The 14,638-nt window shown below is 63.3% G+C and carries 13 protein-coding genes; 10 read left to right on the top strand and 3 right to left on the bottom strand.

The genetic code is table 11. The features are described from left to right. The 8 genes from KFO72_RS23655 to KFO72_RS23620 all read left to right on the top strand — a co-directional run bounded on the left by KFO72_RS23655 (position 1) and on the right by KFO72_RS23620 (position 8,923). Entirely contained in the window at positions 1 to 147 is a 147-nt protein-coding gene (locus tag KFO72_RS23655) for a hypothetical protein (protein WP_225033169.1), read from the top strand. Then, positions 140 to 1,237 (top strand): fimbrial protein, encoded by a 1,098-nt coding sequence (locus KFO72_RS23650; RefSeq protein ID WP_054933366.1) that lies wholly within the window; start codon positions 140 to 142, stop codon positions 1,235 to 1,237. The genes KFO72_RS23655 and KFO72_RS23650 overlap by 8 nt, the downstream gene beginning before the upstream one ends. 205 nt (positions 1,238 to 1,442) lie before the next feature. Beyond that, positions 1,443 to 1,652, top strand: a complete 210-nt coding sequence (locus KFO72_RS23645; protein ID WP_225033168.1) for a hypothetical protein — start codon at positions 1,443 to 1,445, stop codon at positions 1,650 to 1,652. 30 nt (positions 1,653 to 1,682) lie between these two features. Further along, positions 1,683 to 2,252 carry a fimbrial protein gene (locus KFO72_RS23640; RefSeq protein ID WP_060604859.1) on the top strand — a complete coding sequence of 190 codons (570 nt, stop codon included), beginning with the start codon at positions 1,683 to 1,685 and terminating at the stop codon, positions 2,250 to 2,252. An 82-nt stretch (positions 2,253 to 2,334) separates the two neighbouring features. Next, positions 2,335 to 3,075: a fimbria/pilus periplasmic chaperone gene (locus KFO72_RS23635; protein WP_054933368.1), complete on the top strand. Its 741-nt coding sequence runs from the start codon at positions 2,335 to 2,337 to the stop codon at positions 3,073 to 3,075. Positions 3,076 to 3,306: 231 nt separating this feature from the next. Beyond that, positions 3,307 to 5,931, top strand: a complete 2,625-nt coding sequence (locus KFO72_RS23630) for a fimbria/pilus outer membrane usher protein (RefSeq protein WP_225033167.1) — start codon at positions 3,307 to 3,309, stop codon at positions 5,929 to 5,931. 22 nt (positions 5,932 to 5,953) lie between these two features. Next, positions 5,954 to 7,051 carry a fimbrial protein gene (locus KFO72_RS23625; protein ID WP_054933370.1) on the top strand — a complete coding sequence of 366 codons (1,098 nt, stop codon included), beginning with the start codon at positions 5,954 to 5,956 and terminating at the stop codon, positions 7,049 to 7,051. A 270-nt stretch (positions 7,052 to 7,321) separates the two neighbouring features. After that, positions 7,322 to 8,923 carry a peptide chain release factor 3 gene (locus KFO72_RS23620; protein WP_054933371.1) on the top strand — a complete coding sequence of 534 codons (1,602 nt, stop codon included), beginning with the start codon at positions 7,322 to 7,324 and terminating at the stop codon, positions 8,921 to 8,923. Positions 8,924 to 8,994: 71 nt separating this feature from the next. Here the strand turns inward: KFO72_RS23620 and KFO72_RS23615 are convergent, their stop codons facing one another. Next, positions 8,995 to 10,002, bottom strand: a complete 1,008-nt coding sequence (locus KFO72_RS23615; RefSeq protein WP_225033166.1) for a fimbrial protein — start codon at positions 10,000 to 10,002, stop codon at positions 8,995 to 8,997. 241 nt (positions 10,003 to 10,243) lie between these two features. Continuing rightward, entirely contained in the window at positions 10,244 to 11,113 is an 870-nt protein-coding gene (locus KFO72_RS23610; RefSeq protein ID WP_054933373.1) for a LysR family transcriptional regulator, read from the bottom strand. Positions 11,114 to 11,434: 321 nt separating this feature from the next. Between KFO72_RS23610 and KFO72_RS23605 the strand changes: the two genes are divergently transcribed. Beyond that, positions 11,435 to 13,867 (top strand): GNAT family N-acetyltransferase, encoded by a 2,433-nt coding sequence (locus KFO72_RS23605; RefSeq protein WP_225033165.1) that lies wholly within the window; start codon positions 11,435 to 11,437, stop codon positions 13,865 to 13,867. An 8-nt stretch (positions 13,868 to 13,875) separates the two neighbouring features. Here the strand turns inward: KFO72_RS23605 and KFO72_RS23600 are convergent, their stop codons facing one another. After that, entirely contained in the window at positions 13,876 to 14,418 is a 543-nt protein-coding gene (locus KFO72_RS23600) for a hypothetical protein (RefSeq protein WP_062917231.1), read from the bottom strand. Between the two features lie 12 nt (positions 14,419 to 14,430). On the opposite strand from KFO72_RS23600, the gene KFO72_RS23595 reads away from it, so the two are divergent. Further along, positions 14,431 to 14,638 (top strand): hypothetical protein (locus tag KFO72_RS23595; protein ID WP_225033164.1); only part of this gene is annotated, 208 nt, incomplete at its 3' end.

The raw sequence follows: 14,638 nt of genomic DNA, 5'->3' as shown, positions 1-14,638 counted from the left end.
ATGAAACTGGCGACGATGGTTAAACGTAGCGGCGCACGGTGTTTCAGGCGATCGCTCCAGATGGCCGTGCTGATGGCCGTGCTGCTGGCTGCTTCGGCGGCTTATGCCACGCCGATTACCGACCAGGGAGGCCCATGCCATGTTTGACGCGAGAATTTTGCAGCCGGCATCGCCGCATGTTGTCGGCCGGATTATCCAGCGCGATGTTGCGCCGCTGCGCCGGATGCTGCGCCTTGCGCTGTTCGTGCTGATGTGTGCGACGTCGGCTCCCGCGCAGGCGAACATTTCATGCGGACTCGAAAATGTTAACCTGCCGCTTTGGGCGGGGACCATTTCGGTGCCTTTCAGGGCAGAGGTCGGTCAGACGATAGCTAGCGTTCCACCCATCACGTTCCAGATGAGCTGCCGCTTTGTGAACCGCGTGAACCCTGGGACTGAGGCGACTAACTACGCCAATTTCGCGACGACGCAGCTCGCGCCAGGATTCTCCGACGTTTACCAGACGGGTACCGCCGGAATCGGCATCCGCTATACCTTCGATTCGGCGCGATGCAACGCGACACGCGTCGTGATGACCAATGGTCAGGCGCGGGTCGGCTGTTACTTCAGTGGACCTCTGGACGGTCCTTACCAGAACGCGAATATCACCGTCTCACCGACGCTGGTTGTTACGGGGACGTTGCCGCCAGGCACGACGGCGCTTTCATCCATCCCACCCGTGACGATCCTGTTTACAGAAAGCGATCAAACCACCTCATGGGTTAAGGATCCTTTGTTCACGGGGGCGGCGACCGGCCAGTTCGTTCATGCGACGTGCTCGGTGAAAGAGCCCAATGTGTACGTTTCGCTTCAAACCGCCAACGCGCGGGCATTTTCGGTCGGCATTGGCTCAGTCACGCCTGCGCAACCGTTCCAGTTGTCGCTCGAGTGCGCGAGGGGCGCGAAGGTGTTGATCACGTTGACCGACAGCGTCAGCCCGGATAACCGGACCAATTTGCTGAATTTGACGAACGACTCGACCGCGCGGGGCATCAGGATTCAGATACTGAACAGCGTCGGCGCTTCCGTGTTCTTCGGCGCGGATTCGGCTGCGCCGGGGAACCAGAACCAGTGGCTGATCGGCGATTCGCCGGACGGAACGCTTCAGGTGCCGATGAGCGCCCGCTATGTGCGGACGGACGCGGTAACGCCGGGCAGCGTCAAGGCGCTGGCGACCTTCACGATGTCGTATCAGTGACGATCGGCTAGTCGTAGCGGCGCTCGGTTGTCGGAGCGCAGGCCCGGGGAAGCCCGAAGCGTTCTTCGCGAGCGCTTCGGGCTTTTTTCTTTTGCACTGCGACTTTTGAGATGTGCGGACGACGTTTCTGGGACTTAGACCCAATCTCGAAAATGTTTCTTGTATCGCAAAAAAACTGCGCTAGACCGTGGAGCCGGTGTTCCGAATGGCGTTTCAGGGTATTCGTTGGCCGCGCGACAATCTCAAAAATTTGAGAATCGTCTTAAATATTCGTTGGCGAGCCAATTTTAAGATTGTTTCTGTGCTGAACGACGACGCGGCCGAACAAAGTAGCAGGCCGGACAGCATCGATCAGCGTAAGCGGTGCGATCTCGTCAACGCGAAAGTGCCGCCGGATTTTCCAGATCAGCCTTGATTCGTCCATCAGAAATTTAGGAGCATTCAAATGCAAAAGCGCCTCATCCCCGCAGTCGTCATCGTCGCAATGGGCATCGTCAGTCTTCAATCGATGAGAGCACACGCCGCCGACGGCACGATCACCATCAACGGCGCAGTGTCGGACACGACCTGCTCGATCAACGGTGTCGCGGCGGGTTCGCCCGCGGATGTGTCGGTCACCCTGCCGACCGTCCAGGCCGGTTCGCTGGCCGCGGCTGGCGCCACGGCCGGCACGTCGAACCTCGGCGATATCAGGTTTTCGCTGAGTGGCTGCTCGGGCACGGCGACGAAGGCTGTCGCGCGCTTCGAAAACGGCTCGAACGTCGATCAAAGCAGCGGTTACCTCCTGAACAAGGCATCCGCTTCCCCGGCGCAGAACGTCGAAGTGCGCCTGCTGAACGCGACGATGCAGCCGATCAACATCCTGACCAACGCGAACAACGACGCAGCGACCAACGGCGCGGTCATCACCGGCGGCGCGGCGATGCTGAATTACTTCGCGCAGTACTACGCCACGGGCAAGGCGCAGCCGGGTAGCGTCAGCACGTCGGTCCAGTACACAATGCAGTACCAGTAAGCGGGACCGAAGAGGGTGTTTGTTGCAGCAAACACCCTCTTCAGAAAGATTGTTTCGATAACGCGCAGTAAAAGGTGAAGCGATGAAAACGATAGGTCGGTTGCTGGCTGGTGCGGGCGTGGCATGTGCGTTGTTCGCGGGCGCGGCTCAGGCGAGCGTGACGATTGGCGGCACGCGGGTCGTGTATCCGCTGGATCAGCGCGAAGTGACTGTCAAGCTGAACAACGACAGTCGCGCGCCTTCGCTGGTGCAGGTCTGGATGGACGACGGCAACGTCGACGCGAAGCCGGGCGACAGCAAGGCGCCGTTCGTCATCACGCCGCCCATCTTCCGCATGGATGCGGGCAAGTCGCAGACACTGCGCGTCATGTACAGCGGGGAAGCACTGCCGCAGGACCGCGAGTCCGTGTACTGGCTCAACGTGCTGGACGTGCCGCCCAAAGCCGACGCCAGGCCTGACGCCAATACGCTGCAATTCGCCTATCGCACGCGCATCAAGGTGTTCGTGCGGCCGCCGAAGCTGCAGGGCACGCCGGACGAGGCGCCGCGCCAGCTCGACTGGAAGGTCGTACCGGCTCCGGAAGGTAAGGGCCAGGCGCTCGCGGTGTCGAACCCGACGGCGTATCACGTTTCGTTCAGCGAGATCAGCGTGTCGTCGAGCGGCGCTACGTACAAAAACGAACGCGGCGGTATGGTCGCGCCGCGCGGCAAGGAGATCATCCCGGTGCCGCAGATGAACGGCGTGAAGTCCGGCAAGGTGCACTACGTCGCGATCAACGACTTCGGCGGCGCAATCGAAGGCGACGCGGACATTGCGCCTTAACGCATTTCTCTCCTGCTCGAGGCGCCGGTTTCGCCGGCGGCCCTCATCTGCTTGAAATCTCAAAAAGACGTTCGCGCGAGGCGATCAGATACGCGCTGATCCTTTGTGCGCGCGGATCTTGAGCATCTCAAAATTAGGAGTCGTCTGAGGTACTCCTATCTCGTAAATCCATAACATCGATTCATGCCTGATCGACAGGCCAAAGTTCTTCTGAATCGAAGTTATCGGATCATGAAACCCTCACGCCAACGCCAATCGCAACGCCCGGCAAGTGCAGCAGCCGGTTCGTTCATCCTGAATCCCGTCACGGCCGTCGTGCTGTCCGTATTTGCGATGGCAGGCTTGATGAATGCGGGCATCGCGTGTGCGGCGGAAGCAGGCGGCGCGGTCGAGTTCGATACGACGTTTCTGCAGATCGACTCGCAACGGGTCGACGTCGCGCGCCTTGGGCGCGGCAACGTCGTGTCGCCGGGTGCCTACACGGTCGACATCGTGGTCAACGACAACCCCGTCGCGCGCGACGCCGTGCGCTTCGTCGCGACGCATGAAGGCGAGAACGCGCGCGCATGTCTGACGCGCAAGATGCTTGAGCGCTACGGCGTCGATTTCTCGAAGCTGGCAAGCGACGATGCGAAGGCATCCGCGCGGGCCGCTGACGAATGCATTGATGTAAGCGCGATCATTCCTGATGCAACCGTCGACTTCGACTTCGGCGAACAAAAGCTCGCCATCACGATTCCGCAAAAATACATGCACAATCTGGCGCGCGGCTACGTCGCGCCGGAGCTGTGGGACAAGGGCGTGAATGCAGGCTTCCTCAGCTACAACGCGAACATGTATCGTTCGGACAGCGGCGGCGTGCATTCGACGCAAGCCTATCTCGGCCTGAACAGCGGTGTGAATATCGGCGGCTGGCACTTCCGGCATCAATCGTCGATGACGTCGGCGACGGGTCAGTCGGCGCAGTTCGACAACATCGCCACTTACGTGCAGCACGACGTCACCAAACTGCGCTCGCAGGCGACGCTCGGCGACGCGCAAACGACTGGCGACGTGTTCGACAGCGTTGCCTTCCGCGGCGCGCAGATCGCCACCGACGACCGCATGCTGCCCGAATCGCTGCGCGGTTACGCGCCTGTGGTGCGCGGCACGGCGGAATCGAACGCGCGCGTGACGGTGCGCCAGAATGGCCAGGTGATTTACGAATCGAGCGTGTCGCCCGGTCCGTTCGAAATCAGGGATCTGTACGCAACCGGCTACGGCGGCAATCTCGACGTGACCGTGACGGAAGCCGATGGACGTACCCGCAGTTTCACGGTGCCGTATGCAGCAGTCGCGCAGTCGCTGCGCGCGGGCACGACGCGTTTTGCGGTAACGGCAGGCGTACTGCGCGACGATTCGCTGCAAACGAAGCCTGGCTTCACGCAGTTCACGGTGCAGCGCGGGCTGACGAATCTCGTCACGCTGTACGGCGGCGGCATCGTATCGAACGGTTATGTCGCGGCGAATCTGGGCGCGGCGTTCAACACTAAATTCGGCGCCGTCGCGGGCGACGTCACGACAGCGCGCACGCAAGTGCCCGGCGCGGGGACGCAGCAAGGGCAAAGTCTGCACATCGGCTATAGCAAGTTCGTCGACGCAACCGATACCAACATCGCGCTGGGCGCATATCGTTACTCGGACGCTGGCTATCTGGGTCTTGCCGAAGCCGCGCGTACACGCGACGCCGCGCTGCATGGCGGCGATGCCAACGCGGCCGACCAGGCGCGCGGCCGTCTGCAACTGACGGTCAACCAGAACCTGAAAGACCGCGGCTCGGTATTCGCGACGGTTTCGTCGCAGCATTACTGGAACCGTCCCGGGCGCGACGTGTTCTACCAGGCGGGTTACTCGAACGGCTTCAAGTACGGCACCTATAGTGTTACTGCGGGCCGCACGCGCAGCGCTGACGGCACGCTGTCCAACGAGATCATGCTCAGCACGACGATTCCGCTTGGCCACACGCAGCATGCCCCGATGCTCTCGACCAATCTGAACATGGGCAACGGCGCGGCGACGGCGCAAACGAGCCTGGGCGGCTCGGCGGGCGAGCGCAACCAGTATTCGTACAACGCGTATGCGACGGCGGGGCAGGGTTCGTCGTCGGGTGCGAATGTGAACGGCGGCGTCAGCGGCACGTGGCGCGCGCCTTATTCGCAGGTGACGGCCTCGGCGAGCGCGGGCTCCAGCGCGACGCAGGTCTCGGCGGGCGTGAGCGGCTCGATCGTCGCGCATCCGGGCGGTGTGACGTTCTCACAGACGGTCGGCGATACGTTCGGGATTGTCGAGGCGAAGGGTGCGGAAGGCGCGACGGTGTCGAGCGCGTCGGGTGTGAAGGTGGACTCGCGCGGCTACGCGGTCGTGCCGTTCCTCGCGGCATACGGAATGAACACGGTCGATATCGACCCGCAGGGTTCGTCGACGGATGTGGAGTTCGTGTCCACGTCGGAGCGCGTGGCACCGCGACTGGGCTCGGTGGTGATGCTGAAGTACAAGACGGTGACGGGGCGTGCGGCGTTGATCCGGGCGCCGCAAATGGGCGATGCGCCACTGCCTTTCGGCGCCGAAGTCACGGATGGCAACGGACACGTCATCGGCGTCGTCGCTCAGGACAGCCGGATTTTCGCGCGGGGTCTCGACGACGTGGGCACGCTGGTCGTGAAGTTCGGCGAGAAGGACGAAGATGTGTGCCGTGTCCAGTATTCGCTGCCGGTGAAAAGCAACAAGGCAGGAGACGCATATGTGTCGTTGGAAGCACATTGCGTTAAAGCGAACAGACCGGTTGTTGCCGACACGGGTTCCGCTCAACGGAGCTGAGGAATTTGAGGAGACTGGTGAAATGTTTGCGAAGAAAATAACGAAGTCGGCGTCCGCACGTGATCTCCGCCGGATCCTCTGGCACGATATTGCACGTGTGCGGTATTTCCTGCGCCTTGCGCTACTCGTGCTGGCGGGCGTGACGTCAGCACCTGCGCACGCGAACATTGCATGCGAGATTGCCAATATTTCCCTGACGGCTTCGGCGGGTACCATTTCTGTGCCTGTCGCCGCACCGGTCGGGCAGACACTGGCCAGCCTCGCGCCCAGCACCTTCCAGATGAGCTGTCACTTTGTTACCCGGGTGAACAGTGTGACTGAGGCGACCAATTACGCAAATTTCGCGACATCGCAGCTTGCACCCGGATTCACCGATGTTTACCAGACGAATGTCGCTGGAATCGGCATCCGTTATACCTTCGACTCGGCGCAATGCAACGCGACACATGTCGTGATGACCAATGGTCAAGCGCAGGTAGGCTGCTACTTCAGTGGACCTCTGGACGGTCCTTATCAGAACGCCAATATAACCGTCACGCCGACGCTGGTTGTTACGGGAACGATTGCGCCAGGCACGAAGGCGCTTTCAACCGTCCCGGCCGTGACGATCATGTATACATCGAGTGATCAAGACACCTCATGGAACAAGGGTTCCTTGTACACGGGGGCGGCGACTGGCCAGTTCGTTCATGCAACGTGCTCGATCAGTCAGTCCAATGTGTACGTTTACCTTCCCAATGCTGACACGAAGGCGTTTGCCTCGGGTATTGGAGCGGTCACTCCTTCGCAACCGTTCCAGTTGTCGCTCGACTGTGCCACAGGCGCGAAGGTGTTGATCACGTTGACAGACAGTGTCAACCCATCTAACCGCACCAATACGCTGACGCTATCGAGCGATTCGACTGCGCAGGGTGTTGGGATTCAGGTGCTGAACAGCACTGGTTCTCCTGTGTCCTTCGGCGCGGATTCGGCTGCTCCGGGAAATGCGAATCAATGGCTGATCGGCGATTCGCCGAACGGCAAGCTTCTGGTTCCATTGGGTGCCCGCTATGTGCGAACCGGCACGGTTTCGGCCGGCAGTATCAAGGCGCTGGCGACGTTCACGATGTCGTATCAGTGAGTGTTGTTTCGCCGCAGGGCGCGAGCACCGCGCAGCGGGTTAGGAGTCTGACCCGGCACCCTCTGCCGATACGTCCCCACCGCGGACGTGTATCATTCGTCCCGGCGCTGTCCCAACCCGGCATCCCTGCATGTTTTACCGGTCGCGCGCGGCGTCCGCCGTCCGTGGCCCGGATTTGCCGTACCAGGCGCGCCTCCCCGGGCGGAGCGGACACGCGAGCGCCGCCTGCGTTGCCCGGAAGCGCCCGAACCCTACTAGCCGCCTCACACGATGTCAGTCTCCGAACTCAAACGCCGCCGCACGTTCGCGGTCATTTCCCACCCGGACGCCGGTAAAACCACGCTCACCGAAAAGCTGCTGCTGTTCTCGGGCGCGATCCAGATCGCGGGCACCGTGAAGGGCCGCAAGAGCAACCGCTACGCGACCTCCGACTGGATGGAAATCGAAAAGCAGCGCGGCATTTCCGTCGCCAGTTCGGTGATGCAGTTCGAGTACGGCGACTGCGTGATTAATCTGCTCGACACGCCGGGCCACGAGGACTTCTCGGAAGACACCTACCGCGTGCTGACGGCCGTCGATGCCGCCGTGATGGTGATCGACGGCGCGAACGGCGTCGAAGCGCAGACGCTCAAGCTGCTCGAAGTCTGCCGCAGCCGCAAGACGCCGATCGTCACGTTCATCAACAAGCTCGACCGCGAAGTGCGCGAGCCGCTCGATCTGCTCGACGAAATCGAACAGCATCTTGGTGTATCGGCGGTGCCGTTCACCTGGCCGATCGGCATGGGCAAGGACTTCCAGGGCGTCTACGACATCCAGAACGATCAGGTGCGCGTGTTCCGCGCGGGGCAGGACACGCTCGGCGGCGCGGTCGAAACGCTGCGCGCGCCGGACGACGCGGAAGGCGAGCGCCGCTTCGGCCACGCCTGGGTACGCGCGAAAGAAGAGATCGATCTGATTACGGGCGCAACGCCCTCGTTCGATCGCGACGAATTTCTCGCGGGCCAGCAGTCGCCCGTGCTGTTCGGCTCGGCGATCAACAACTTCGGCGTGAAGGAAATTCTCGATGCGCTGGTCGATCTCGCGCCGCCGCCGTCCGCGCGTCTGACGGTGCAGCGCCCGGTGCAGCCGGACGAGCCGAAGTTCACGGGCGTCGTCTTCAAGGTGCAGGCGAACATGGACCTGGCGCACCGCGACCGCGTCGCGTTCATCCGCGTGTGTTCGGGACGTTTCGAGCGCGGCATGGCGCTGAAGGTCACGCGCAACAACAAGACGTTCCGTGCGAACAACGTCGTGACGTTCCTGTCGCAGCGCCGCGAGACGGTCAGCGAAGCGTACGCGGGCGACATCATCGGTATTCCGAATCACGGCACGCTGAGTCTCGGCGATACGCTGACGGAAGGCGAAATGCTGCAGTTCGTCGGCCTGCCGTTCTTCGCGCCGGAAATTTTCCAGACCGTCGAAGTGGTCGATCCGATGCGCTCCAAGCAACTTGGCGAAGCGCTGAAGCAGCTCGGCGAAGAAGGCGCGATTCAGGTGTTCAAGCCGGTCATGGGCGGGCTGACCATTCTCGGCGCGGTTGGGCAGCTGCAGTTCGAAGTGGTGTCGCACCGTCTGTCGACGGAATACAAGGTCGATGTGCGGATGGCGCCGGCGCGCTACCGGATGTCGCGCTGGGTGACCTGCGACGACGCAGCCGAATTGCGCCGCTTCTGCGATTCCTACGCGCAACGTATCGCCTACGATGCCGCCGATGCGCCAACCTATCTCGCGTCGCACATCTCCGAGATCGAAGTCGCGCAAAAGGCGTGGCCGAAGATTGTGTTCAACGAACTGCGCGAACATTCGGGCGCGCCGTTCCGGAAGGCGATGTAAAGCGAAGGACGGGCCGCCCGGCCCGTCCTTTCAAATGCGCGCCGGTTTGCGCATACGCAACACCCACGGCATCACTGATACGAGACCGTATAGGTAAGCTGCCCTTGCAACATCCCGGCCGAGACGGCGCCTGTGCGGTAATACTTGAGATTGAAGCCGATCGGGTAAGTGCCGCCTGTCGATGGATTGTATTGACTGAGCGTGTGTGCTGTCCCAAGAGCGAACGGGTTATCGGAATCATCCGTGACCATCAGGTCGACGCCCTTCACAGTCGACGTTTCACTCACCGAAAAAGTACCTGCAGCCGCATTGATCACGCCGCCCGGCGCGTCAAGCCGGTACTGGATCGCATGGAGTTGCGGCGGACAGTTGGCCAGCGTGATGTCGAAGCGCGTGCGGCCTGCCGTAGACCCGGTCGACGACAGCGCACTCGCCGCAATGTCCGGCAGGTCGATGTTTGGGTCGGTAATGACCTGGCAAGTTTGCGCGACGATCTGGCCGCTCGTGGTCTGCAAGACCGAGATTGTCAGCCCGCCGAGCGAATACACGCCACTGGCCGTCGGGGTGATCGTGCCGGGCCCGATGGCGCCCGTCACGACAAGCTCGATGCCGTAGTAGTCGCCCCCGTTGGCGCTGTGCGTCTCACTGCCGCTGCCGGTATAGCTCCCCGTGTTGTTTGGCCCCCAATACTGCTGCCCGCCGCCGGGTCCTTTCGAATCAAAGAAGCGGATACCGATTCCAGGGACGCTTGTCGCATAGGTGTTGGACATGTTCGCGACGAGTGGCGCACCCGTCACGCCGTAGCTATAGCTGACCTGGAAGACGCAGGTTGCGTAGCTTCCCGTTGCGGGTTGAGCCTGCTGACGCGGCGACGTATACACGACAGAGCCGACGGCGGCATCGCGTGGCACGTTGATCGTGGGAATGTCGAACGTGTAAGTTTGCGTCGATACACCGTCCGCGAAGGTGCACGCGGCGTTTGCCGCCGGTATGCCGGGCGTCGTCAGGATCAGTGCAAGCAGTGCATTTCTGAAGGCAAGTACGCGCTCGCGGCAACGTTTCGAAGGAATGTGATTCATACATGGCCCGTGGCGCCGGCAGCGTTCAAGGTTGAGCGCGGCGGCGATGGCCCATATGCCGGCCCAGGTGCCGGTTCAGGGATTCCGTTTGGTTTCGCCGACGGGCAAGCGTCGACGAAACGCAATGAGGCCATCGCACGATTACGCCGCCTGTGAAACAGCGCAATCTATCGGGTGACCGGTATCAGCGCATTGATCGGCCGCAAGGCGAGTGCCGACGATACCTGATCTGTTCGCACCGTCATGCCATGCCCAGCACCTGCTCCCGCATCCAGCTCGCAAACGCCTGCACATGTTCGAGCGTCGCATGCCGCTCGGCGATATCCAGCCAGTACCCATAAGGCCCGCTCACCTCGATATCCGACATCGGCGCGAGGCTGCCTTCGCCCAGTTCCTCGATGATCATGTTGCGATCGACGATCGCGAGGCCCACGCCTTTGCGCGCCGCGTGGATCGCCTGTTCGAGCGTCGAGAACTCGATGCCGTTGTCGGCGTAATGCGCGGGCAGGCCCGCTTTTTCGAGCCAGTCGGGCCACAGGTTCAGGCGTGCGTCGTTGTGCAGTACGTGCAGCGCGGGCAGCGTTTCCAGCAGTTTGTCCAGCGGCTCGCCGCCAAGGCGCGGCGCGCCGACCAGCGTATGCCGCTCGATCATCAATAGCTCGGAATGCGCGTCGGGCAGCGCGTCGCGGCCGAAGCGGATGTTGCAGTGGCAGTCGTCGGTGGGCCCGGTGCGCACGGACAGTTCGACGTCCGGCAACTCGATGGCGAGCGAGCCGAGGCGCGGCGAAAACCATTGGGTGGCGAACGTGGGCGGCACCGACAGCACGAGGCGCCGGCGCCCTTTGGCCGTCGTGACCTGGCGCGTGCCGCGCTCGAGCGTGTCGAACGCTTCGGACACGCACGGCAGCAACTGCTGTCCGGCCTTCGTCAGACGGATGCCTTTGTGATCGCGCTCGAAGAGCTTCGCCCCAAGCGATTCTTCGAGAATCTTGATCTGCCGGCTGACGGCGCCCTGCGTGACGCACAGCGCAACGGCAGCGCGGTTGAAACTCATGTGCCGTGCCGTCTCTTCGAAAAAGCGCAACGCGATCAGCGAGGGCAGACGCCGCATAAACCTTCCTTCAGTCTCATCGTTCTTCTCTGTTACACCCGCATGCGCTTTCTTGACCGATGCGCAACAGTGGCACGACGGAAAGCCGCGCTGCGAGCCGCGGAGGCGATTCTACATGGTGCGCGGGGCGGCAGCGGGCGGACGGATGGCGCGCCTGCCCGGCGGTTCGTCCGCACGTCCCCGGTCAAGCCCGTAGCACGCGCAAACGTCGAATGAACCCAGCCGCCTTCGACCAACCCGTCCCACAGCGCGACGCTCATCGCCTATCCTGATGGAATCGTGCGCGCTTTGGCCGCGCACCCACTCATTCGCGGAGCACCCGTGACCGTACGCAATCTCGACGCGTTGTTTCGCCCGAAATCCGTCGCCGTGATCGGCGCCTCGAATCGCGAGGGCAGCACGGGCGCGATGGTCTGGAAGCGGCTGATAGAAGGCGGCTTCGACGGCCCCGTCTGGGCCGTCAATCCGAAGTACGACATGCTCGACGGCCACGCCTGCGTCGGCAACGCGGGCGATCTGCCCGAAGCGCCGACGGTTGCGATCATCTGCACGCCGCCGACGACGTGGCCTGCCATCGTCCACACGCTCGGCGGGCACGGCACGCGCGCGGCGATCATCGTCGGCGAGGCGCACTGCGACGACGACCGCGCCGACGTGCGCCACACGCTCGCCGCCGCGCGGCCGCATTTGCTGCGCGTCGTCGGGCCGGGCAGCCTTGGCGTCATCACGCCCGCGCTCAAGGCGCATCTCGGCGCGCCATCCGTGACGGTGCGCTCGGGCGGCGTCGCGTGGGTGTCGCAGTCGAATGCGTTGACGAACGCGGTGCTCGGCTGGGCGCATGCGCGCGGCCTGGGCTTTTCGCATGCGGTGGCGCTCGGCGACGAAGCCGACGTCGATGCTGGCGACGTACTCGACTATCTCGCGAGCGACCCCAGCACCCGCGCGATCCTGCTCGAAGTGGACTCCGTGAAGGCGGCGCGCAAGTTCATGTCGGCGGCGCGGGCGGCGGCGCGCAACAAGCCGGTGCTGGCATTGCGCTCGGGCCGCAGCGATCCCGACGATGCGCTCTACACGGCCGCATTCCGCCGCGCCGGCATGGTGCGTGTCGATGCGCTCGACGATCTGCTCGATGAAATCGAAACGCTGGGCGTGGGTCGCGTGGCGGCGGGCGCGACGGCGACGCTGATCACGAGCGACCGCGGCGTCGCGACGCTCGCCACCGACGCGTTCAAGGCCGCCGGCGATACGCTCGCGCCATGCCCGCCAGGCGCCGTCGATGCGCTTGCCCAAGCGTTGCCGCGCGCCGTGCCCGGCAATCCGCTGCTGCTCGGCAGCGACGCGCGCGCCGAGCATTTCGGCACGGCGCTGAAGGTGCTCGCCGATCAGCGTTCGACGGGGACGGCGTTCGTCGTGCACGCGTCGACGCACGGCGCGCCCGTCGAGGAAGTGGCGCAGGCGTTGATCGCGAATCAGCGCTACGCGTATCGCGGGCTGCTGGCGTGCTTTTTCGGCGGCGTGAAGCGCGAGACGCGCGACGCGTTGCACGAACACGGCATTCCTGTGCACACCACGCCGCAGCGGCTGGCGCGCGCGTTCGAGCGTCTCGTCGAGTATCGCCTCGTGCGCGAGCTGTTGATGCAGACGCCCGAAGGTCAGCCCGCGCGCGTGCCCGAAGCGATCGACGCCGCGCAGGCGCAGGCATGCGCCGCGCTCTCGTCGGGCGTGACGCAGCTCGAAGGCGACGCCGCCGCGGGGCTGCTCGCGCACTTCGGGCTGCGCACCGTGCCCGACGAGGCGCGTGAGAACGCCGTCGTCGATATCACGGTGGAGCTGCGCGACGACGCCAACTTCGGCCCGGTGTTCCGTTTCACCGCACCGTCCGAGCACGACGAAGCGCGGCCGATGTGCGTGTTCGGCCTGCCGCCGCTGAACCCTGTGCTGTCGGGCGACATCCTGTCGAACTCGGCGTATTCGCGCGAAGTCGCGCCCGAGCCGGTTCTGACTACGCTGACGTCGATCTCGCAGGCGGTGTCGGAGATACGCGAGATCGTTTCGCTGAAGCTCGTGCTGCGCGTGATGAGAAACGGCGCGGCGATCGTCGCGCCGCGCCTGTGGCTGTCGGCGAACCGGACGCGTTTCGCGATCATGCCGTATCCGCGGCGCTATGAAGAGACGCTCGACTGGCGCGGCCAGCGTATTACGGTGCGGCCCATTCGCCCGGAAGACGAAGCGGCGCATCGGGAGTTCGTCGAATCGATGACGCCCGACGATCTGCGCCTGCGCTTTTTCGGCGCGGTCGGCAGCTTCGATCATTCGCAGCTCGCGCGGATGACGCAGATCGACTACGACCGCGAAATGGCGTTGATCGCGACGACACAGAACGACGACGGTTCGACGCACACGCTGGGCGTCGTGCGCGCCGTCGCCGACCCGGACAACGAAACGGCCGAGTTCGCGATGGCCGTGCGTTCGGATCAGAAGGGCAAGGGGCTGGGGCGTCTGTTGATGGAGCGCATCATCGCGTATGCGCGCTCGCGCGGCACGCACTGGATTATCGGCGAGGCGTTGCGCGAGAACTCGGCGATGATCGGGCTGGCGACGGCAGTCGGCTTCACGACGACGCGTACGGAAGACCCGGGCGTGGTCGGCTTCAGGATGGCGCTCGATCAGCCGGATGAGACAGGCGCCGTGGGGTTCGGCGCGTCGCCTGCGTGTTCTGGCTCGGCCTCTGCCTCTGCGAACACGCGTCGCTGAGCGAGTGTTTAAGCTGCGAGCTTCATCGCTGCCGCGTCCACCTGTTCGCGCGACACGGAGAGTTCTTCGAGCCACTCGGGGGCGTAAGTCGCGCCCGTTTCGCGTTCGAGGCGCGCGATCGTCGCTGCGCAGCGCACTGCGTCCTTCGGTGTGGCGATGAACGGTTTCACCGATTGTCCTGCGGTGAAGGCTTCGAACAGCGGCACGCGGACTTCGTCGGGCAGCGCGCGGGTCCATTGATATGGCTTGCCGTTGAACGTGACTGTCGGCGGCAGCATGCGTTCTTTCTTTGCTGCGGGAATCAGGCCGAAGTTGCGGGCGGCATCGCCGATCTGATCGGCCGAGAAGAGTTCGTCGGGCGTGATGTCGAATTGCGCGATGAAGGTTTCGATCTGCTTCATTGCCGCGGCGCGGTCGTCGCGTTTTTGCTGCGCGCGGGAGACGATTTCACGGAGTTCGTCGGCTTCTTCGCTTGTGATGGTGAAGCTTGCCTGCTTCTGCTGGAGTTCGGAAAAACGCTGGAATTCGAGGTCGGACAGAAGTTTGGCCATAAAGGTTTCGGTTTGGGTTTGCGCGTGGGCGCAAAGGGATTTTTTGCGGTTTGGGAAGGGGCGACATTCTATCGCATTGGGGGTGGGAGGATCGCGTTTGGGGCTTTGGTCTTCCGGTTGCGTTTTGCCTTCGTGGCGCGGGCGGCTTGGGTTGCTTTTGGTTTTGCTGGCATCCGCGATTTGCTTTTGCTTTCGCTGGCATCCGCGATGCGTTATCTAG

It is taken from the genome of Paraburkholderia sp. XV (genome assembly GCF_020177535.1).
Taxonomy (GTDB): Bacteria; Pseudomonadota; Gammaproteobacteria; order Burkholderiales; family Burkholderiaceae; genus Paraburkholderia; species Paraburkholderia caribensis.
Note: the sequence above shows the minus strand (reverse complement) of the source record. Positions and strands in the feature narration are given on the sequence as shown.